Source organism: Desulfotomaculum sp. OF05-3 (genome assembly GCF_003435535.1).
GTDB classification, from domain to species: domain Bacteria; phylum Bacillota; class Clostridia; order Lachnospirales; family Lachnospiraceae; genus Pilosibacter; species Pilosibacter fragilis.
Map to the genome: position 1 here is coordinate 172,354 of NZ_QWGO01000001.1, position 20,001 is coordinate 192,354.

The following is a 20,001-nucleotide window of genomic DNA, read 5'->3' on the forward strand; positions in this document are numbered from 1 at the left end:
GGTTACCTCATAGTCTCCCACGGTATTGACATCAAATCCACCCTCATCAGTTACAGCCAGTTCATACAGGCTGTGGTCATAGGTAATGTCTTTCATCAGATCATAGTCTGTGGCTCCCTGCGTGATGGTAAGCTCCGGTGCATCATACAGTGCACTTTCCCCATTACTTCCTTCTAAAGCATCCACAAGATTGATGGATCCGATTACCAGCACTGCCGACAGGATTCCGGCAAGCCATCGTTTCGTCTTTCCTTTATGCTTTTTCATACGTTCTCTCCTTTTGTATCGTATTCATTGAAAATCTATGTAAAATCAACAGGTACCTTTGCGTACCTGAAAATGTTCCGTCAGTTCTTTTAAGATCTGTGCCTGGTTTGCCAGTTCCGAGGATGCGGCTGCATTCTGCTCGGATACGGCAGAACTGTTCAGTTCCTCCCTGAGGGGTCTTGATCCATTGTTTTCCTTTTTCATCGGTTTCTCCTTCTTATCCTTATTTATTCTTCCAGGAAGTTCCTTTTTCCGTTTTCCTCAAGGAAGGTGAGAAGCTTCCCATAGCTGAGAGGCGGTGCGATGAGATACCCCTGCAGGTAATCACATCCCCAGGCTGCCAGGGTTCTCGCCTGGTCCAGTGTCTCAATTCCTTCTGCCGTGACCTGGATGTTATGACGGTGTGCAATACGGATTATCTCTTCGACCAGATCCTCTGCCATCCTGCTTCCCTCCGTTCCCCAGACCAGTTCCTTATCGAGCTTCAGGGTCTGGAACGGGATCTGGGACAGCCGAAGCAGGTTGCTCTCCCCTTTGCCGAAGTCATCTAACGCCAGCCGGATCCCCTGGCTGCTCAGCTGTTCCACCATGCAGCTGAAATTCTCTGCATTCCTGACCTTGCACATCTCGGTGATCTCCATGCAGACCTCACTTCTTGATACTTCATACTTTCTGAGTATCTGCATGATGTTAGGTACGGTCTCCGGAACCTCACAGACCTCCGGGGATAAGTTGATGTTGATCCTCTTAAGTCCGTAGGCTCTCAGCTCCGGGATCCTTCTGCAGGCTTCCCGGAACACCCATCTGTCGATCTCAGCGATCCATCCTTCTTCTTCCGCTTTTGCTGCAAGCTGATCCATGTTGTAGTAATTGCCGTTTTCATCCTTCAGACGGAACAGGGCTTCCGCTCCCCAGATCCTCTTTTTCTCCACGTTGTAAAATGGCTGGAAAAAGCACTCCTTTTCCCCATGGAATGCCTTTTCGCCGATACAGCCATCCTCCTTCAACAGTTCCATGCCGTTCTCCTTATTTCTCATGTTGGTATTTTTCTTTTGTACGAAAGCTCCGGGCAGATTCCCGAATGGTCACTTTACCGATGACAGCCGGAACTGTGCGAGAACCTTCCCGGTAATCTCCCGCCTGCGGAATGCTCCAAGCTCTCTGCTGTCTTCTGACCTCGGGCGGTTATCCCCCAGACAGAAGTAGCATCCTTCCGGTACGGTATAGGGCAAGGTGATCCAGTCATCCCTGTCCTGTTCCCCGAACAGGATTTCCGTTTCCGCTGCCCGTTCCCCATTTCTGGTCAGGTGTCCCAGGTCATCCAGATCGATCACATCTCCCGGCTTGCCTGCAATGCGCTTTACAATGTCCCGTTCCAGATCCTGCCTGTGGATGACCACCACATCTCCATAATCCGGCTCCCGAAAGAGCCGTCTCTGGTACAGAAACAGATCTCCATCCCGGTAAGCGGGGCGCATGGATCTGCCGTGTACCATGCCGATGCCAAACATCCAGTAGAGCAGTACAAGTACCACGCCCAGGTGTGCACCGATGATCAGAAGCTCCATCCTGCGCTGTTTTCGTTTCTGCAGTTTCCGTTTCTTAAACTCCAGTTCAAATTCCAGCTCGGTCATGCGGTACTCCTGCACTTTCCATAGAGTCTGTCTGCACCCCGTTTTCCGGGTCAAAGTCCAGTATCACATTGATGATCTGCCGGAAGTCCTGTAACTCCCTCCGCAGCTGCTTTGCCCGATTGTTTACCCCTTCCGCTTCCTCTTCTGCCTGCGCAAGGATTTCTGCTTTCTCTGCCTCCAGCCCCTCCTGGAACTCTTTCTTTATCTGCTCCAGCTCCGCTTCTTTCTGCGACTCCATTTTTAACAGGACAGCTTCCCGTTCCTTCATCTGCTGTTCCCGCAGATGGTAAGCGGAAAGCTCGGTTTCCCGTTCAATGGCATTTTCCGAAATCCTGCTCAGCTTTTCTGCCAGCTCCTCATATTTCTTCTGCATGGTATTCTGCTGTTCCATCATCCGCTGGTTTTCCGATTCCAGGGAGTCCACCTTCATCAGAAGCTCTGCCATCTGCGTGGTCAGTGCTTCCTTTTCTTTCACCAGTCTCTGGTTCTTCTGGAGCAGGACACGGTGTTCTTCCCTCTTCTCTGTCTCCATCGACCGGATGAGCGTCTGCAGCAGTTCGCAGGTAGCTTCCTTGTCATAACCACGGAATGCTGTTTTCATCGAATCCAGCTGATCCATCAGGGTCTTTTCATTCACGGTCTCCACTGCTTCTTCCCCTGCCTGTACTCTGGCAGTCTTTTTGGTTTCCTCACTCATTCTGGTTTCCTTTCCGGTTTATCCTTAAGTATCTATTTTCATTCCTTACAGACAGCGTTCTGTCCTTTTGATAATGTTTCCATTCCTTGCATCCAGGATGATATCGTAAGAAGTCAGGTCGGCATACGCTTTCAGAAGGTACACCGGAATTCCTTCTTCATAGGAAAGAGCAGGAAAAACCCATAAATGGATCTTTTCTACCCGGGGTAACTCTCTGCCGGCAATCTGCATTGCCGTTTCTCTGCTGATCCTGTTCAGATGTTCCTTTCCTTCCATACGCATCATCACGTCTTTCGTTTTGTACTGAATTTCGTTACAAAATGTTTGCCCCCCCCCCCGAAAAAATCGGGAAGGGGAACATTTTAAAGGAGAATTCTGTTACACAATTCTTTTACACACATTATTCATAACGGAGAGCTGTTACTGTGGACTACCACTGAGCGAACGATCTGCTCCATGCAAAGACAAGCTGCCGAATATTGGGGACAAAATTGTATGTGGGCAATATTTCCGGGCAATACCACATAATCTGCATTATGTGGTAGAAGCAGACAGGGATTGCCTTATGCAAAACGTATTAAAAATATGTTTTATACGCTGATTGTATTGTGAAAATAGACCCTTTACGGATTCTGTATCAGATTCTGCACAATTTTTTGCGAAAAAAGTCGAATTGTATCATTGACATACAAATTTATTTTTGGTATATATGAATTGCGGAGAAAAATTATGGTACTTTTGGACAGTATTTCCAGGTAAGGAAACATACCATTATGTATAGACACCGCTTTTGGATACCATTTCTACCACATAATGCAGATTATGTGGTATTTTTGTTTTTCTGCCCCGATTTTTCTCACATCTGCTCTGATTCTTCTCTTATTCCGCTCTGATTCAGACCTGATCGGTAAGCTTATGTTACTAATCCCAGCACCTGCATCCGTCTTCCATGGTTCTTAACAGTGGTCATGGTATAGATCCTGGTCGTGTTGACATTGCTGTGTCCCAGTATATCCGCCAGGTAAAAAAGATCCTTCCATTTTTCCCAGAACACCCTGGCAAAAAGGTGGCGGAGGTTATGGGGGAATACCTTATCCGGACAGATTCCGGCTGCGGCACCGATGGCTTTCATCTGCGACCAGATATTACTGCGGTCCAGTGGATTCCCGAAGCGGCTGACGAACACACTTCCCTTACAGATCCCTTTTTTTCTGCAGTATTTGAGCAGCTTCTCCCTCAGCTCTTTCACCAGATACACCTGTCTTTTCTTTCCCTTGCAGGAAACCTCTGTTTTCCCGCTTTTCACAGCGGCTACGGTGATATATTTCAATTCACTGATCCGGATCCCGGTCGCTCCGATGGTCTCCATGATGAGTGCGGTCTGCTCCCGTCCCATCCGGTAAGCCTTTTCGATCAGCTTTTTGTATTCTGCCCTGCTTATTTCCTTTTCTGTGGAACGGAACATCTGCTTCTGTACCTTTACCGTCTTCACCCGGCTCTGCGTTTCTCCCATAAAGTCCAGAAATCCATTCAGGGCTACCAGCATGCTGTTTGCACTGCTCGTTTTGTAATGCTCCTGCAGCCATGCCTTGTAGGCGATCACTTTTTCCTTGGTAATGCTCCGGTTTTCTCCCATCCACTGCAGGAAGGTACGGATATCCCGCAGATATTTGTCAATGGTGGCGATGCTTTTTTCCCGATCCGCCAGATATCCCCTGTACTGCTTCAGTGTCTCTTCTCCGATTTCTGTCATTTTCACCAGTCTCCTTCCGTCCGGTTCTACCCGGGTCTTCCTGTCCACATTATGGTATACCGGATGGCGGATTCCTATCATTTTTCCGGCAATAAAGAGTTCGCCTGCGGACTCTTTGCGTGCGAGCGGTGTTGCTCCGGGCTGACCCCTGCCTCTCTGCTGAGACGCTTCATCATGCTTCAGATATTGCTGCGGTCCAGCGGATTTCCTTTTCCGGAACAGAACACCGGTCCGGTTTTGATGGATTTCTGTTTACAGTATTTCATCAGGCGCTTCCGCAGTTCCCTTGTCAGGTAGATCTGTCTCCATTTTCCCTTGCAGGCTGCCTCTGCCTTTCCCTGGGTGACTGCCTCTACGGTGATATACACAAGCTCACTGATCCGGATTCCTGTTCCGGCAATGGTCTCCATGATCAGGGCCAGCTGCTCTTTCTTTTTCTGCCGGGCGGTTGACACCAGCTTTTCGTATTCCTGCTGCTTTAATTCCCGGGACTCCGGAGAGAACATCTGCTGTTGGGATCTTAAACCTTTGACGCTGCACTCCGTCCAGCCCAGATACTGGAAATACCGGTTCAGTGCCACCAGCATACTGTTGGTGCTGGTGACCTTGTAATTCTCCTTCAGATAGTTTTTGTACGCAATCACCCGTTCCTTGGTTACCTCCAGGTTCTCCCCCAGCCAGGCGTGAAACGTCCGGATGTCACGGAGATACTTTTCTATGGTTGCCTTTCCCTTTTCCAGTTCCACCAGATATGTCTTATAATGTTCCAGTTCTTCTATATAAAAAAGCCTCATCGTATGGCCCCTCCCTTTCTCATCTCACAGAATTTCCATATTCCACCTATTGTACGCTTTCTACTTTCTGGGAAAAATATGAGATTGCTGGAAAAACTGGTAATATTTGTAAGAGAAAGGCTGGAATGGGCGTAAAAAAAGACAGCCTCTGGACATGATGTCCAAAGGCTGCCGTAGTAAACTCATCCGCTTTCTTTATGAATCTAAACCAGGTAAAACCTTTCATTAAAGCAGCCTTAACAGCTGCACAAGTTCATGTGGCTCCTGATTTTTTGAAATGGTTTGTCTGGTATCAAACTTTACAAATTTATTATCACTCAACATCCGGGTTCTTCTCACATGAAAACTCGGAGAGAACTTGAACTAAATCTTCCTCCCCGAGTCTCGGATCATGACTTTCAAGATACTTGCGAATGTTTATTACTAAATATTTATCTGATTGCAACATTCGCTTTTTTCCTTTTCTCCATTAATTTTATGATATCATTTGTATCTGTTAATTCTTTTGCTGCTACAGGAACACGTACCGGGCGGTTATTGGCAGATCTTTCTATCGCATCGACAAACACCTCCACCTGTTTCTTACCAGATATAACAAAATTTTTCGTGATACTTGAAGTTGCCATATAAACACCTCCTTTGCTAGTATGGCTATTCTCCTGCCGATTACCAATGTAATTTTTTCTTTTCTACTTTTATTCTATTATAAAAATGTCTGATTTGCAATCATAAAATTCTAATGAAATCTCTCTTACAAGTAAATGCCTTGTATAAACAATGCAACCTCTGGACATGATGTCCAAAGGCCGTTGCAGCGTGCGTTATCTTAATGGAACAGGATCTCAAGAACCAGATTCTTTTTCGTGATTATCCTCATATAGCTTATCCATCTGCTCCATAAATGTTCCCCAGTCCGGGTTGGTTTTTTTATCAGCCTGAGATAAATAGTACTGGTATTTGTATAGAATTCTCAGCCGTTTATTATCGTATTTCCCGGTTTTACACAGATAATATATTAGTTCATACATTTGCACAATTCCAAGATTATCCAGTCCTGTATCCAACTTATCTGCTTCCTTTATTAATCGAACTGGCAAAGCATCATTTGCAGCAAAAAACAGAAACTGCTTTACCGCCATAAACGACAATGATTTTACTTCTCCCCTATCTTTCGCATTATCTCGGGTAGGATCATATTGCGAATGAATGGCAAGCTTCGATATGTAGCAATTCATCAAAGCAACTTCCGTATCACTGAGTTCTTTATCACGATATATTTTTAATTTCGCAGGATCCGCATTTAACTGTTCTTCCGCATATGTCTTGACGTTTTCTGCAACTAATTCATCATACACAGATTCATGAACAGCTACTCCAGAAAATTCACTTAGAAGTGGAATCAACCAACAGTCTTTAAAGTCTCCGAAAGCATATGGTTTCACCTTCAGATACTCACTGCGATCTGGCGGAATAAAAAAATTAGCATCCAGAAAAACGGTTTGATCTGGATTCTGTATTATGCTTTTGAACGCAGGATTGATTTCTCTTGTATCTACCTTCATTCATCATCCCCGCTTTCAAAAAGTTCTTTGAGATCATCGTCATATTCCACATGCATATCAAAACCAAAATCATCTGGTCTCTTGCCAAAAAGGGCCAAGTTTTCAATAAATTCATTCTCATCAATCACCCCATCTTCGTAGTTGCTTATGATTGTCTCAATTACTTTATTTGAAATGCCGATATTTTTTGTTTTCTTATTCAACAATTCGGATATTTCACCATCGGTACTTTTTAATATCCTCCTATATACTCCATTCTCAGAGCGACAATCAAGGTCATACAAATCCTTATACTGTTCCGCACCAATCAGTCTTTCTTCGTATAGCCTGTTAATAATCGCCTGATAGGGAAGCCACCAGTCACATTGTATTCTTGCGACAAATCTCAGTATCTTATTTTCCTGTATATTATACAGATTCGTTGCGCCAAATATATACGATACTAACGCAAATAAGGCTTCTGCCGGAAGCAACAACTCTGCCGCAAATCTGTCTGCCATCTTCTCCGTAATTGGTTCCTCATACTCAAGATCTGGTGTGTAAGCTTTTCCTGTTTTGGTTGTGTAATGATAGATTTCATGTGCTATGGCAAATATCTGTTCATCGTAATAGCTTGAAGTATTCAAGCCAATAAAGGTAATAATATCATCCCCATTTTTTATCCATGTAATATTGCCATACGTATGGGTTCCCTGAGAATCCGGGTACGGATATTCACACAAGAGCACATCATTCTTTTCAAGTAACAAACGAATATCACTACCTATGGGAACATTGGGATAAACACCAAATAAACGCCTTGCATCAGATGCCAGGCGCTTCACTTCAAATATCTGTTGATCATTTAATACCAAAGAATTATCTCTGCTCATTCAGCATCGCCTTTCTTAAAAGAAGCTGTTGCTTTGATGCCATCATCATTTCAAACATATGGTCAACACCTTCCCTTTCTTCTTCTGACATACTTGAACTCCGGAATGCAGTGTAAATCATTGGCTCATTCTCCACATATAAATCCGGAATGTTAAAGCCCAGTACCTCTGCCAACTTTTCTAATTGCGGAATTGATGGCATATACTCACGATTCTCCAGCCTGCCGATCATCTGCCGATTCATTCCTGTTACACTGCTTAACTGTTCCTGCGTTAAATCCTTTGCTTTTCTCAGTTCCTTTACCATTTCAATCATTTTTTCCTGAGACAAACGTTTCATCCTAATCTCTCCTTCTAAACACATAACAGGTTTTATGATACTATAAATACCAAAAAATATCAAGTAGATAGAAATATTATACTACTATTTTAGCTATTTTAATATATATAATACCATAATTATTAAAAAATTTTTTGATTCGTATCGCAAAACTTCTGGTTCGCCCCCAGCCAGGCGTGAAACGCCCGGATATCCCGCATATCCATTTCTATGGTTTCCTTTCCCTTCTCCAGTTCCATCAGATACGTCTTATAGTTTTCCAGTTCTTCTATATGAATTTGCAAGATAAAAGCAGGTATAGATATAAAAAAAGACAGCCTCTGGACATAATGTCCAAAAGCTGCCTGCTCATTTATTATCGTTCTTCCACGTATTTACGGTTCTCCTTGGTTGTGATTACCGTTTCAATCCTACCGTCTTTCATATCCTTCTTTAGAATGTCTAATGCAGTTATTCCTTCCCGTTCCGTATATGCCGGTATTTCCTGCCCTGCACAAAATTCACAAACTTTCTCTTTCTGACCAGAAAGGCTCTCTTCAGCATTATCCTGCTTTGTCCGTACATAAATAGCTGTTTTCATGGTACACCTCCTCTGTTATCCAGTATACTACATTGTTACAGTTTTTACATGTTCTTTTCTCAAAAAAGTAATTCACATCTGTAAACACTCATCCTTTTTCACACTTAGCGGTCTAACCAGCTGCCGTTCCATGCCGCTGGAAACGGCGGTCTTTTCTTTCAAACTGTTTAACTTTTCACGGATCGAGGAATGAACTGCTTTGGATCTATCCTGTGACTCCTGCTTTTGTTCAACCTGCTCACCGTTCTCATCCATATTCAGAAGTGCATTAAGAGCGGTCAGACGATCCAGCTTTTCTTTCAGTTCCTGTTCCTGTGCAAATGGCTTTGTTACCTCCTGCTTTGCACTTTCCATCTGGCGCTTTGTCGTGTCCAGACTTGTCCGGATTTCTTCTAACTGTTTTGGCATAAGTTCCAGGGCGTGATTCATTCGTATGATATTTCCCAGAGGATCCGGGCCAAGTTCCAGTTTATGGGAAGAAGCTCCTCTTAAATTCATAATAAATCGCTGGCCAAATCCATCAAAGGAAATGGCCATATCAAATCCCAGATATGTTCCAACAACCACCGGATCCTGAAAGCTTTTTATCTGTCTACACATATTTATGATTGCTGTTCCGGCTTCTTTCTTATCCGTGTAAACACTTCCTCCCACCTCAACCCGAAATATTTCTTTATCTGCTGGTAAATTCTGCTGCAGCCGTATCATATCCTGCTGCGTTCCCTGAACACGTTCCGTTAAAACTGCGATTCGCTGAGGATAGTGTTTTGTGATGTTATCTTCCAATCGGTAAATCTGACTGGCATGGTTGGCTTTCAACAATTTCAGCTTGGAAACCTGAATATCCAGATCCATCTTTTCCTTAATATATGGGTTTCCGGTGGCAAGTGCTTTTACCTCCGCATAGGACAAGGCCGATTCATCAATATCCTCACAGGAGCGGACGGGAGATTTACTAGTCATGATCTGGCCGATGAACTTCTGCTTGTTTTCAATGACCTGCCAGGAGTAACTGTCAAAGGTTCCTTCTGTCACATACCGGAAGATCTTCACCCTCGGATTCTGGTTTCCCTGACGCAAAATTCTTCCTTCCTGCTGTTCAATATCCGATGGTCTCCAGAATACATCCAGATGGTGCAGGGCTATCAGCTTATCCTGGACATTGGTTCCGGCTCCCATCTTCGGGGTAGATCCCAAAAGAAACCGTACGTCTCCATTTCTTACCTTACTGAACAGTTCTGCCTTTCTCAGTTCCGTATTCGCTTCATGAATAAAAGCTATTTCATTCTTTGGAACACCCTTTTCTTCCAGCTTCCTGCGAATATCATCATAAACATTAAAGCTTTTATCTCCCTTAGGTGTGGAAAGATCACAAAAAATCAGTTGGGTAGACTTTTCTGCTTTTGTCTGTTCCCAGATTTCAAATGCTTTTTCCACGCAGCTATTGGTCTTGGATATGGCTTCATCCGGGAGCATTTCATCAATCAGACGTTGATCCAGAGCCAGCTTTCTTCCGTCATTGGTGATCCGAAGCATATTATCCTGTTCCGGTGATACCAGGCGGTTTCTGACATCTTCTGCCCGCTCTGCCAGAGAAGCTACCATATCTTTCTGATAGTCACTGGGTTTTAATACGATATTTTCATAGTCTGCTTCCGGAACCGGAAGTTTTAACATATCCGGTGTCTGAATGTCGGCACTCTCTTTAAAGAGAGCAATCAACTCCGGCAGATTAAAAAACTTTGCAAAACGGGTCTTGGCACGGTAGCCGGTTCCTTCCGGTGCCAGTTCCACTGCTGTCTGTGTTTCCCCAAAAGTAGAAGCCCAGCTGTCAAACTGCCCCAGTCCCAGTTTTTGAAGGGTACTGTACTGGAGATACCGCATATTGGTGTAAAGCTCGGTCATGCTGTTGGATATGGGGGTTCCTGTAGCAAATGTAACACCTTTTCCTCCCGTCAGTTCATCCATATACTGGCACTTTGCAAACATATCCGAAGATTTCTGTGCTTCTGTCTGGGCAATTCCGGCTACATTCCGCATTTTTGTATACAGGAACAAATTTTTATATGCGTGGCTCTCATCGACAAACAGGCGGTCTACACCGAGTTCTTCAAAGGTAACCACATTGTCTTTTCTGGAACTGTCATTTAGTTTCTGTAGGCGAACCAACAGCATTTTTTTCGATTTTTCCATCTGCTTGATGGTATACGATCAAATAAAAGGTCTTTTCGGAGGCCGTCTGAATGGTATAAAACTCTTTTCCCTGGCCATTGTTTTCGTATTCGGTCACTTTAGCCGTTGCAGAACCCGGATCCGTAGGCACCGCACTGACCGGAAGCTGTGTTCCAGAGTCACCGTTTCCATCCTCCTTCTGCTCCGGATCTTTATAATACGGGTTGGCCACCTTATAGGTTTCCGACCGGTTTCCATCCTGATCTGCGGCCTGGATCGTAAATTCCGGGTAGCTGGCATCAAACTGCTGGAGACGGATATTTAAGGTTCCATTCCAGACATCATCAAATTCATAACCATTTACCATAATCTTCTGAATCGCGGAATCACCAGACTGGGCCTGAATGGAAATCACACCATCGCTGACCGCTGCATTTAAGGTTGGCTTTTCCATTCCCTTTGCGTATGCTGTCAACATTCCAGCCAGAGTACACCAGGCCCCTCCTGCTCCCGTAAATAATGCTAACATCATCGCCATAACTCTGATCATTCTAACGAAGTACCGGTTCTTCTTCATGCTGCGTCTCCCTCCCTTTTAAAATTTTACGGTTTTCCGCTTCCCTGACCTCGATCATGGCAATAATGTCCGGAAGCGGGATCCGGCTGCGCTCAATGGTTTTCATGGTTCTTGCCATCTGGGCTGCCTCTTTCTGTTCCTGAAGGGATTTCTCTTTTTCCTGGAGCGTCTTAATCTGTGCCCGGACCCTCTCTAAGTCCCTGTCAATTCGGTTTTCTTTCATGTGTTCACGTATTCCTTTAATAATAAATCCTTATTTGGGGTATAAAAAAGGATGCATCCGCTTTCATGGCTTTTGCATCCTCTCTCCTTGTATAAATACAAGCAACTATTTAGTTTTAATTACCTTTTTGAATTACGTAACTTAATTTGGATGGAATATGATTGGATTTGTCTAAGAGCTGCTCTTCACCGATCAGTTTGATCGTGTTCGCAATCAACTCGCCTTCTGTTCCCCTGTCTCTGCAATACACAGTCACTGCCGTTGAATCATCACCGATAAAGCTTGACAATATATCTCTATCTGTGACATCAAGCGAGTGTCCAAAAACATAAACATGGGATACGCCATCTGGATGAACTTTCGAGGTGTTAACACCTCCTGTCCATACCTCTCCACTGGTCTTGAATATCCTTTTCATTTCTTTTAAATATTTGTAAGCATCATTTCCCGTATGTTTTTGAATACGCTGTGAAAATTTTTTGAATATGGTAAAGTTTGTCCTCTCGTTTTTCTCATCCCCAGTCCAATATTCATCAATACCCAATACCATATCGTTTTCTTCTGCGGAGCGTGTCACATCAGTTTTCCCGTGAATATGATATACTTCTCCCTTCTTATACAACGTTTCATATGTATTCGTATAATTGAACGTGATTACATAATCCGGGGTAAGATCTACCATTTCCGGTATCTTTTTATCAATCGGTATTTTTTCAACAAATGCAATCAAATACAATTCAAAAGCTCTCGTTAAGCGCTCAAGATCCTCAAAAGCCTTTTCACGAAAATCTCTAATTGTAGGCTTATGATCTGAATTCCATTTTTTCTTTTCGCTATATTTATCAAATTTAAGCTTCCCCTTAAATAGTTTTAATTTTTCATCTCCTGTTGTATTAACGACCGCACCGATAACATTCTGCCAAACATCGGTTAATAATGACGTATTTTCATCTACCGTTTTGATAATAAAGCGGATTTCAGATTCAAAATCAATCCAGTTTTCACCTTTCATACAATGTTTTTTATATAATTCTAGCAGATAATCATACCAAACATTATCCTTAAGGCAATCATGAATCTCTGATAACTCAGCATTATCCAAAACAATCTTCAATGCCCCATAACCATCAAATTCCTTTTTTCTACTAGCAAATGCCTCTATAATACTTTTCTTAATTGTATCATCTGCATTCCACCCCTCAATCCACATTGTTCCATACCTTGCTGCAACCATTTTATCAGTACTGGTTGTATCATATGCCCATATGGTTGTCACTCTTTGACAAAACTCTAAAAAATCAGAATACCTTGTAGGTAATCCGTGAGCTAAATCAAATCCATTTCCCAAAATCAATATGGTTTTCCCTTTTTCTGACATAATCGCTTGTACTCCCTTCTATATTTCAGATCACGTTGTATTTCTAAAACTTATCTATTTCACCTCTTTCTCTTATTGTATAATTTTTTCTTTTCTCTGTCATTCTTTATTTAAAACTCGACAAATACTTAACGTAATCTTCCAAAACTATAAAAGTGTTTCTGCCAGTAGGGCGTATTGATATTGGCATAGCGGATCGGGTCCCCGCAATGGATCATAACCCCCTCACCGCAGTAAATTCCCACATGACTGACCGGTCCTGCGGAATTGTAAGTGCCTGTGAAGAAAATAATGTCTCCGGCTTTTGCCTGGGATGGAGATACTGGAGTACACTGGTTATAAATTCCCTGTGCTGTTGTACGGGGAAGATTATGTACACCGCTGGCCGTAAAGGTCCAGCACACAAAACCAGAGCAGTCAAAACTGGTAGATGGCGTAGAACCGCCCCACACATAAGGATATCCCAGATATTTTTCTGCTTCCCGGATCAGCGCTTCCACAGAAGCATCGTCGTAAGATTCCGGCGGAGTAACATTTCCTGCAGCACCGCCTCCTGACCCTGTTGCTCCTTCTCCGTAAAGGGTTCCTTCTCCCACTTCAAAATAGAAAATCGGGTTATAATATTCTCCCTGATACAGACATTCCAGGTGGAGCCGGCTTCCCAGACTGCTTCCGCTGTTGCCGGTAACACCAATCTGATCCCCTTTCTTCACGGTCTGGCCTGCAGATACGTCCAGCCTGTTCATATGGGCGTATTTTGTCAAATATCCATTGTGTTCAAGAGCCACATAATTTCCATAGTGGCTGTCATAAGCCGCAGCCTGAACAATGCCGTCATGTGCTGCGTATACTTCTGTGCCTACCGGAACGGCAATATCAATTCCTCTGTGGTACTCCTGATGCCCTGATGATGGATTCTTGCGATATCCATAGTAACTGGATACATAACCATACCAGTCCAGATTTAACGGAGAAGAAAACTCCTGTAAAAGTCCGCCTGTAGTCCGGTACATCTCATACAGTTCCAGTTGTTCTGTGTTCATCCGGTTTTCTACAAGCTGCACCAGTGGTTTTGTGGTAAGGGTAACTCTTAATATGACCACTTCATATTCTTCCTCATCGTCTCCTCCACCGCCCCGGGTTTCCACCTCTTCGGTCAACGTCAGCGTATACATCTGCTGAAATAGTTCCTGTATTTCCTGTTCTACACCGGCAGCCGTAAACTCTGTATGGACGGCTGATAAATAGTTAATCAGCGTAAAGGGATTGTGACCGATTTCATCCAGATTGTATGTATACTCGTCATAACCTGGATACGCATTTTCGATGTGGTCGATCCGGTCCTGCAGTTCGCTCTCCAACTGGGTAAAGTGCAGTTCTGCCTCATCAATTTCTTTCGGATTACTAAGATAGCTTGCTGCCAGGACCATGGACTGGGTATCTGCAAACAGCGCACCGCAGGAAGAAACTGCCACCATAATGACCATGACCAACAAACCTGCCATGCCCATGCCTGCCACAAGAGACATATGCTTTTGAAGCATTTCCTGGCTTTTCTTCACCAGATCCATTAATGTGCTTCCAGCTTTCCCCACCGCTTCTTGCGCTTCCTTAGAAGCCGCTGCATGTTTTCTGGCTTTCTGGTATTCCCGCTTGATCTTCCATTTCTGAAACTGCTTCTGCAAATGATGCTGATTCATTTCCGGATGCTCTTTTAAGAACTTTTCATACTGAAACTGAACCTCTTTCTGCTCCAGTTTCTTTTCCTGCTTTGCCAGTTTCTTCTGCTTCCGGGCTTTTCTTCCTCCATAGCGGCGTTTTACAAAAGAATAGGCTTCTTCCACTCTCTGCTCTGTTTTGTGTGCCCCCTCAACAGCAGCATTCTCCTGTTCCGCCTCTGAAACTTTGCGGTGCAGAAACAGAATTCCTTCCTGCCGGATCCGGCGGATCGCCGCCTGCGGAACTTTATGCTCTGGGGTATCCTGCAGCTTCTGTTTCTGTCTGTAAATCCTTCGTCTGGCCTGTTCACGCTTTTTTTCCCGTTTTTCTGCAACAGGATCTGTTGTCTCTTTACTATTTCCGCTGCTTTCCTGCTGTGGCTTTGCTTCTTCTTTCCTTTGTAAGTCTCCATCTCTAGCCTGATAAGCCGCCATTTTTTCTTTCCGCTTTCGTTTCTGGAATGCCAGAAATATGTGGCGCTTTTTCTTTTTATCCATCTTCATGTTTCCTTAAAAATAAATTTTATATTTGAAACCCTTCTTTTTTAATAAGTTTTATACTAACTTTTTAACTCTCAACAGAACCACATCTCAAACATAAAAAAGATGCCATTACCCTTTACAGTAATCACATCTTTTTTACTTCAATGGTCATAAAAACCAATGATTGCTAATCTCAATCATATAAAATTATGTACAGGTCCCATTTTATAAAATATACTATCAAGCATCATTCAACAGTTAGCTATGCCCAATCCGCCGGTCGTACGTCTTGCCTGTACTGATTAAAATTTCCATTTTTAGATACACTTTCAATATCTGCCTCTCTACAATCAATCCAATGTTCATGCGGACACATACCATTATGTGAATGGCTTTCATGATGCTGCACAAAATAAATTGGACGTCCACTTGAATCTCTTACATAAAAGTCAAAATCTTTCATTGTATTTACCTCCTTGCCAAATCAATATCTGCCATTTAATAGTTTTCCATATACAATATACCTCTTTTCTGCTTATTTATCAAGCTTCTATTCCATCAATTTGCACTTCATTTAATAATCCCCCTTCTGCGTTTCTTCCGGTTTGGTGGTCATAATTGCATAGGTCTTTGTGTCTTTCGGATACTGGTCTACAAACGGGATCACCACATTATCAAAAAGGATCAGACCACTTCCCTGTTCGGAATTGGTCACATGGGCCAGCTGCTTCTCGGAAAGTCCCAGTTTATCTGCAAGAATTGCCTGGTCTTTTGCGTTCTGGTTCAGCAAATACACAAAATCAGAGTTTCCAAGGATTCCTTCAATTTCTTCGGAACGCAGGAAGTCCCCTACATTCTGGGTCAGGCCTGTGGGGATTCCTCCCCATTTCCGGAAACGCTTCCAGATCTCCACAGAGTACACTGCTGTCTGTTTTTCTTTCAGGAGCAGATGAAATTCGTCACAGTAATACCTGGTTGCTACCTTCCGCTCCCGGTTTCTGGATACCCGGTTCCATACAGCATCCTGGACGATCAGCATTCCCAGTTCTTTCAGCTGTTTCCCAAGATCACGGATATCAAAGCACAATACCCGGTTATGACTGTCCACATTGGTGCGATTATTAAAATAGTTCTGGGAACCATTCACATACAGCACCAGACTGTTGGCGATCCGCACGGCCTTGGCTTTCGCTTCTCTTGCCAGTTCTTTTTCAATATTCTTGGGATCATACCGCAGCAATGCCTCATACAAATCCCCCAGAATTGGCCAAAAGATCTTCATAGGAAGTCAGCTGAATCTCTTTATTTCTCTTTCGCATGGTTCAGTACCTCCTGTGCAAGTTTCTGATAGCTTTCTGCCCCTTTTCCATTCTTCTCATAGGTAAAGATACTGACACCTTCTGAAGCTGCCTCTGAAATTGGTTCTAACCGGGGAATGGAATCATTAAATATCCGCAGTTCATTTCCATAAGCTGCTTCGATTGCTTTTTTATTTCGCTTAGAATTATTATATCGGCTCACATCCATCGTGTACAGAATGCCCTCTATTTCCATTTTAGGGTTAAATCGTGTCTTCGTTGCCTTATAGACCTTTAAAAGCTCTGTAAGGCCGTCAGAGGCATAATATTGGGGTTGTGTTGGTATCAGTACACTATCTGCCGCCGTCATTTCGTTAATCGTCAGCATTCCGAGAGATGGCATACCATCAATGATAATATAATCATAATCTGCTTTCAGCAAATCCAGATATTCTTTAAGGACCTGTTCCCGGTCCTCCACCGCAATCAGGGACAAATCCATTCCCGTCAGCAATTTATTGGATGGAATGACATCTACGCCTTCTTTGTGATGTAAAATTGCTTCCCGTGGATCAAACTCAATTCCCATGACAATATTTTCCATCATATTTTTTAAAGTTACTCTAAGATTTTTCGGAAATCCTAATCCCAAAGTTAAATGCCCCTGGGGATCACCATCCACCAATAAAACTCTCTGTCCCAGTCTTGCCAGTCCAACTCCCAGATTGATGCTTGTGGTGGTCTTTCCAACACCACCCTTCTGATTTGCAATTACGATTACTTTACACATGATCAAATTCTCCTGTTCTTCTACTATTTTTCTTTTACGTTGCTCTTTTTAATTTCAGCATAGGCCCGGTAATACTGCTTAGTTCCTTTGTTGCTATAAAGCTCCGATAACTCCATTACTTCAATTTTCGGATGGCGCATGATAATTTTCTGGAACCATGCGATGTCATTCTTTGTTCCCATTACCCTTATCTTTAACATTTATCCATTCCTCCGCAGGGTCTCAAAGTCCCCTATTTTCTGCTGTGTACTCCGAATAGCGGATCTGGATTGCCTGCCAGAAATATGGTGCGTAAGAACAACAAAACAACTCTTCCACGTTATACTGGCTACATTCCTGCAGCTGGTCTTCTGTGTCCTGATAATCGTCTACGCTGGGCGCACCATCGCAGTATAGATTAAAAGCCATTCGGATCACCTTAACACTGCCACTGGTCTGCCAGCCTGCCAGCAGACATTCTGTTTTCACACATCCGGTTTTAAAATCATAAATCTGATCAATATGTTCTCTCGTATCCCGGTTCACTCCAAGGCAATATACCAATGCCTTGTGATACACATCCTGATACCGTACCTCTTTTAATTTTTCGTAGTAGAATTTTTCATGTGCATTGTTCATAAAGTTCATCTCTCTGTTTTCTGCTCCTAACGCTGTACCTTTCATCATCAATAACCTCCTTCGTGTATTGAAAAAGGCATCCCTTATGGAATGCCCTATAAAAAATAGGGACACTCATTTCTAAGTATCCCTACCATTTACCAGTTAATCTGATAACACTGTTCACTTTTATTTATTCAAAATTATTGTGTCTCACGTGTCGAGATTCAACGCTACAACCACACGAATCCGGTCCATAAGCACTTTTTCTTTATGATTTTCGCCCACAGTATTAAAAGTAAAAAACCTCACAAAGTAAGTAAATTCAAGGATTTCTACATATTTTTTCTGTGTAGCGCAATTACAGTCTCTACCTGCGTCGTCCCAGGGAACATGTCGACACAGCATACTCTTGTGACCTCATAACCTTTTGCCTGCAGCACAACGAGATCTCTCGCAAGGCTCGTTGGTTTGCAGGAAATATAGATCATTTTTTCGCATCCATAATGGTCGATGATCTTTGGAAGCGCCTTCGGATGGATTCCGTCTCTCGGCGGGTCCAAAACGATGAGATCCGGGCGTTCCTCTAAGGTATCCAATACTTTTAAGACATCCCCCGCGATGAAGTCGCAGTTTGTCAGTCCATTCTGCGCCGCGTTCACCTTCGCCGCCTCAACAGCTTCCTCAATGATCTCCACGCCGGTCACATGTTCTGCCGCCGGAGCCAGGATCTGGGCAATGGTACCGGTTCCGCTGTAAAGATCGAAGACCTTTCTTCCGTCTGTCTCACCGATGTATTCGCGGGCCGTCTCATAGAGCACCTCCGCACCGAGAGAGTTGGTCTGGAAAAAGGAGAATGGAGTGATCTTAAATTTTAATCCGAGAAGCTCTTCCATAAAGAAGTCCTGTCCATAAAGGATCACCGTGCGGTCATTCTGTACCACATCCGCAAGGCTGTCGTTTTCTGTGTGGAGGATTCCGGCAAAAGAGCCTTCCAGATCCAGTCCCAGAAGTTTTTCTTTCCAGCCCTCAAGCAGCGCTTCCTCATTCTGTTCACTCTTCCAGGTTCCCTCCGTCTGGGTGGAGGTCACAAGATCCACAAGGATCTCCCCGGTCTTCACACCGCGGCGGACAAGAAGATGTCTCAGATAACCGACATGCGCCATTTTTTTATAGAAGACTGCTCCGTGCTCCGTAAAATAATCCAATGTCGCTCTTAAGATCTTACAGCAATCCGGATGCACCAGCACACACTGGTCCACGGTCACGATATCATAAAAGCTGCCGCGTTTATGCATTCCCAGAGTCATGGGACCGTCCTTAAACTCATCTCCGAAGGAAAATTCCATTTTGTTGCGGTACGCCTTTGTCAACGGACTACCTTTGATCCCCTCAAAATTGTAGCCGGCCGGAAGAACCGGATCTAAAAGAGCCCGGACCTGCTGCTCCTTGATCTTTAACTGTTCCTCATAAGGAACCGTCTGGTACGTACATCCGCCGCAGTCCGCACGATGAGGACATGCACCCTCTGTGTTTTCGTATGCTGCGGGAGTCACGACCTTAAGGAGTCTTCCCTCGCATCTTCCTTTGCGCTGCTTGGAGATCGCGATCTCGACGGTCTGCCCCGGGAGCGCGTTCTTTACAACTACCTTTTCCTCTCCGATATGGAGGATTCCTTTATTTGGAAAATCCATCTTTTCCACTGTACCGGTGTAGATCTCACCTTTTTTCATATAATTTTTGTACTCCTTTTTCTGCCGGGAATCGGATTTTTCCGTTTCTGATCGCACAGCGCGTAAACGATGCCTCGTTCCCTGATATGTTTTTATGCACAGAAAAAGGCTGTGCAAGCGATCCCTGCCACAGCCTCGTTCTCATTGTGTTTGTAAGCATTTCGGCTTAAGCTTCTTTCTCGTCATCCTTCTCGACAGCTTTTTTCGGAGTTTCCTCCTCTTCCTCGAAAAAGTCATCGTCGAAATCATCGTCGAAATCGTCTTCAAAATCTTCCAGATAATCCGGTGTAAAGAAGCGATATACTGCGTATGCGATTCCGGCTACAGCAGCAACAGCGCCGATGATAGCAAGCACCCAGAGGATACAATTCTTTTTCTTATCCTCTTCTTCTTTTTTATGAAGCAGTTCATTCAGCTTGGACGCGTTTATAAGCTCTTCCATTTTGCTGAGTGCGTCTTTACTCATCGTATCGAATTTGTTCATCCTCACACATCCTTTCTGTTTCACAGCCGCCCCGGACAAGAATGATCCG

General features: G+C 43.8%; 22 protein-coding genes and 2 pseudogenes. All 24 read right to left on the reverse strand.

The window, feature by feature from the left end; genetic code table 11:
* Positions 1-312 precede the first annotated feature (312 nt).
* Complete coding sequence (locus DXA87_RS17855; RefSeq protein WP_015554918.1) at positions 313-471, reverse strand: hypothetical protein; 159 nt, start codon at positions 469-471, stop codon at positions 313-315.
* A 23-nt stretch (positions 472-494) separates the two neighbouring features.
* Positions 495-1,283 carry an EAL domain-containing protein gene (locus tag DXA87_RS00750; RefSeq protein WP_158552985.1) on the reverse strand — a complete coding sequence of 263 codons (789 nt, stop codon included), beginning with the start codon at positions 1,281-1,283 and terminating at the stop codon, positions 495-497.
* Positions 1,284-1,352: 69 nt separating this feature from the next.
* Entirely contained in the window at positions 1,353-1,901 is a 549-nt protein-coding gene (gene lepB / locus DXA87_RS00755) for a signal peptidase I (protein WP_117469893.1), read from the reverse strand.
* The gene (locus DXA87_RS00760) at positions 1,882-2,598 is read right to left on the reverse strand and encodes a hypothetical protein (protein ID WP_117502987.1); all 717 of its coding nucleotides are present in this window, start codon (positions 2,596-2,598) and stop codon (positions 1,882-1,884) included. The genes lepB and DXA87_RS00760 overlap by 20 nt, the downstream gene beginning before the upstream one ends.
* Before the next feature lie 45 nt (positions 2,599-2,643).
* A complete protein-coding gene (locus DXA87_RS00765; protein ID WP_147326504.1) occupies positions 2,644-2,874 on the reverse strand; it encodes a PepSY domain-containing protein in 231 nt (76 codons plus the stop codon).
* Between the two features lie 637 nt (positions 2,875-3,511).
* Entirely contained in the window at positions 3,512-4,351 is an 840-nt protein-coding gene (locus DXA87_RS00770) for a tyrosine-type recombinase/integrase (RefSeq protein ID WP_181968490.1), read from the reverse strand.
* A gap of 179 nt (positions 4,352-4,530) precedes the next feature.
* A complete protein-coding gene (locus DXA87_RS00775; RefSeq protein ID WP_117502989.1) occupies positions 4,531-5,145 on the reverse strand; it encodes a tyrosine-type recombinase/integrase in 615 nt (204 codons plus the stop codon).
* Between the two features lie 431 nt (positions 5,146-5,576).
* A complete protein-coding gene (locus DXA87_RS00780; RefSeq protein ID WP_117502990.1) occupies positions 5,577-5,771 on the reverse strand; it encodes a hypothetical protein in 195 nt (64 codons plus the stop codon).
* A 216-nt stretch (positions 5,772-5,987) separates the two neighbouring features.
* Entirely contained in the window at positions 5,988-6,707 is a 720-nt protein-coding gene (locus DXA87_RS00785) for a hypothetical protein (protein WP_117502991.1), read from the reverse strand.
* The gene (locus DXA87_RS00790; protein WP_117502992.1) at positions 6,704-7,579 is read right to left on the reverse strand and encodes an ImmA/IrrE family metallo-endopeptidase; all 876 of its coding nucleotides are present in this window, start codon (positions 7,577-7,579) and stop codon (positions 6,704-6,706) included. Before DXA87_RS00790 ends, DXA87_RS00785 begins: the two co-directional genes overlap by 4 nt.
* Positions 7,566-7,919: a helix-turn-helix transcriptional regulator gene (locus DXA87_RS00795; RefSeq protein ID WP_117502993.1), complete on the reverse strand. Its 354-nt coding sequence runs from the start codon at positions 7,917-7,919 to the stop codon at positions 7,566-7,568. Before DXA87_RS00795 ends, DXA87_RS00790 begins: the two co-directional genes overlap by 14 nt.
* A 355-nt stretch (positions 7,920-8,274) precedes the next feature.
* Positions 8,275-8,499, reverse strand: a complete 225-nt coding sequence (locus DXA87_RS00800; RefSeq protein ID WP_117502994.1) for a hypothetical protein — start codon at positions 8,497-8,499, stop codon at positions 8,275-8,277.
* A gap of 72 nt (positions 8,500-8,571) precedes the next feature.
* A pseudogene (locus tag DXA87_RS00805) lies at positions 8,572-10,707 on the reverse strand (helicase SNF2); the annotation flags it as partial.
* Complete coding sequence (locus tag DXA87_RS00810; protein WP_117502996.1) at positions 10,643-11,248, reverse strand: hypothetical protein; 606 nt, start codon at positions 11,246-11,248, stop codon at positions 10,643-10,645. The pseudogene DXA87_RS00805 and the gene DXA87_RS00810, both read right to left, overlap by 65 nt.
* Positions 11,223-11,471: a hypothetical protein gene (locus DXA87_RS00815; protein ID WP_117502997.1), complete on the reverse strand. Its 249-nt coding sequence runs from the start codon at positions 11,469-11,471 to the stop codon at positions 11,223-11,225. The genes DXA87_RS00810 and DXA87_RS00815 overlap by 26 nt, the downstream gene beginning before the upstream one ends.
* A gap of 115 nt (positions 11,472-11,586) precedes the next feature.
* Positions 11,587-12,849, reverse strand: coding sequence for an AbiH family protein (locus tag DXA87_RS00820; protein WP_117502998.1), 1,263 nt, complete (start codon positions 12,847-12,849; stop codon positions 11,587-11,589).
* Between the two features lie 128 nt (positions 12,850-12,977).
* Positions 12,978-15,065 carry a CD1108 family mobile element protein gene (locus DXA87_RS00825; RefSeq protein WP_242997997.1) on the reverse strand — a complete coding sequence of 696 codons (2,088 nt, stop codon included), beginning with the start codon at positions 15,063-15,065 and terminating at the stop codon, positions 12,978-12,980.
* Positions 15,066-15,312: 247 nt separating this feature from the next.
* Complete coding sequence (locus DXA87_RS00830; protein WP_117503000.1) at positions 15,313-15,513, reverse strand: hypothetical protein; 201 nt, start codon at positions 15,511-15,513, stop codon at positions 15,313-15,315.
* A gap of 111 nt (positions 15,514-15,624) precedes the next feature.
* Positions 15,625-16,257, reverse strand: a pseudogene (locus DXA87_RS00835) (VirB4-like conjugal transfer ATPase); the annotation flags it as partial.
* A gap of 95 nt (positions 16,258-16,352) precedes the next feature.
* The gene (locus tag DXA87_RS00840) at positions 16,353-17,138 is read right to left on the reverse strand and encodes an AAA family ATPase (protein WP_117503001.1); all 786 of its coding nucleotides are present in this window, start codon (positions 17,136-17,138) and stop codon (positions 16,353-16,355) included.
* A 23-nt stretch (positions 17,139-17,161) separates the two neighbouring features.
* Positions 17,162-17,338, reverse strand: coding sequence for a hypothetical protein (locus tag DXA87_RS18085; protein ID WP_199537892.1), 177 nt, complete (start codon positions 17,336-17,338; stop codon positions 17,162-17,164).
* A gap of 22 nt (positions 17,339-17,360) precedes the next feature.
* Positions 17,361-17,801 (reverse strand): DUF6075 family protein, encoded by a 441-nt coding sequence (locus DXA87_RS00845; protein WP_117503073.1) that lies wholly within the window; start codon positions 17,799-17,801, stop codon positions 17,361-17,363.
* 269 nt (positions 17,802-18,070) lie between these two features.
* Positions 18,071-19,468, reverse strand: coding sequence for a 23S rRNA (uracil(1939)-C(5))-methyltransferase RlmD (rlmD, locus tag DXA87_RS00850; RefSeq protein WP_117503002.1), 1,398 nt, complete (start codon positions 19,466-19,468; stop codon positions 18,071-18,073).
* Positions 19,469-19,634: 166 nt separating this feature from the next.
* Entirely contained in the window at positions 19,635-19,952 is a 318-nt protein-coding gene (locus DXA87_RS00855) for a hypothetical protein (protein WP_015554931.1), read from the reverse strand.
* Positions 19,953-20,001 lie beyond the last annotated feature (49 nt).

Coding starts and splice junctions, on each gene's coding strand:
- DXA87_RS00770 (WP_181968490.1), bottom strand. CDS start 4,351: ATGACAGAAATCGGAGAAGAGACACTGAAGCAGTACAGGGGATATCTG.
- DXA87_RS00845 (WP_117503073.1), bottom strand. CDS start 17,801: ATGAAAGGTACAGCGTTAGGAGCAGAAAACAGAGAGATGAACTTTATG.
- DXA87_RS00795 (WP_117502993.1), bottom strand. CDS start 7,919: ATGAAACGTTTGTCTCAGGAAAAAATGATTGAAATGGTAAAGGAACTG.
- DXA87_RS00830 (WP_117503000.1), bottom strand. CDS start 15,513: ATGAAAGATTTTGACTTTTATGTAAGAGATTCAAGTGGACGTCCAATT.
- DXA87_RS17855 (WP_015554918.1), bottom strand. CDS start 471: ATGAAAAAGGAAAACAATGGATCAAGACCCCTCAGGGAGGAACTGAAC.
- DXA87_RS00750 (WP_158552985.1), bottom strand. CDS start 1,283: ATGGAACTGTTGAAGGAGGATGGCTGTATCGGCGAAAAGGCATTCCAT.
- DXA87_RS00815 (WP_117502997.1), bottom strand. CDS start 11,471: ATGAAAGAAAACCGAATTGACAGGGACTTAGAGAGGGTCCGGGCACAG.
- DXA87_RS00810 (WP_117502996.1), bottom strand. CDS start 11,248: ATGAAGAAGAACCGGTACTTCGTTAGAATGATCAGAGTTATGGCGATG.
- DXA87_RS00765 (WP_147326504.1), bottom strand. CDS start 2,874: ATGGAAGGAAAGGAACATCTGAACAGGATCAGCAGAGAAACGGCAATG.
- DXA87_RS00785 (WP_117502991.1), bottom strand. CDS start 6,707: ATGAAGGTAGATACAAGAGAAATCAATCCTGCGTTCAAAAGCATAATA.
- DXA87_RS00855 (WP_015554931.1), bottom strand. CDS start 19,952: ATGAACAAATTCGATACGATGAGTAAAGACGCACTCAGCAAAATGGAA.
- rlmD (WP_117503002.1), bottom strand. CDS start 19,468: ATGAAAAAAGGTGAGATCTACACCGGTACAGTGGAAAAGATGGATTTT.
- DXA87_RS00780 (WP_117502990.1), bottom strand. CDS start 5,771: ATGGCAACTTCAAGTATCACGAAAAATTTTGTTATATCTGGTAAGAAA.
- DXA87_RS00760 (WP_117502987.1), bottom strand. CDS start 2,598: ATGAGTGAGGAAACCAAAAAGACTGCCAGAGTACAGGCAGGGGAAGAA.
- DXA87_RS00820 (WP_117502998.1), bottom strand. CDS start 12,849: ATGTCAGAAAAAGGGAAAACCATATTGATTTTGGGAAATGGATTTGAT.
- lepB (WP_117469893.1), bottom strand. CDS start 1,901: ATGACCGAGCTGGAATTTGAACTGGAGTTTAAGAAACGGAAACTGCAG.
- DXA87_RS18085 (WP_199537892.1), bottom strand. CDS start 17,338: ATGTTAAAGATAAGGGTAATGGGAACAAAGAATGACATCGCATGGTTC.
- DXA87_RS00790 (WP_117502992.1), bottom strand. CDS start 7,579: ATGAGCAGAGATAATTCTTTGGTATTAAATGATCAACAGATATTTGAA.
- DXA87_RS00825 (WP_242997997.1), bottom strand. CDS start 15,065: ATGGATAAAAAGAAAAAGCGCCACATATTTCTGGCATTCCAGAAACGA.
- DXA87_RS00800 (WP_117502994.1), bottom strand. CDS start 8,499: ATGAAAACAGCTATTTATGTACGGACAAAGCAGGATAATGCTGAAGAG.
- DXA87_RS00840 (WP_117503001.1), bottom strand. CDS start 17,138: ATGTGTAAAGTAATCGTAATTGCAAATCAGAAGGGTGGTGTTGGAAAG.
- DXA87_RS00775 (WP_117502989.1), bottom strand. CDS start 5,145: ATGAGGCTTTTTTATATAGAAGAACTGGAACATTATAAGACATATCTG.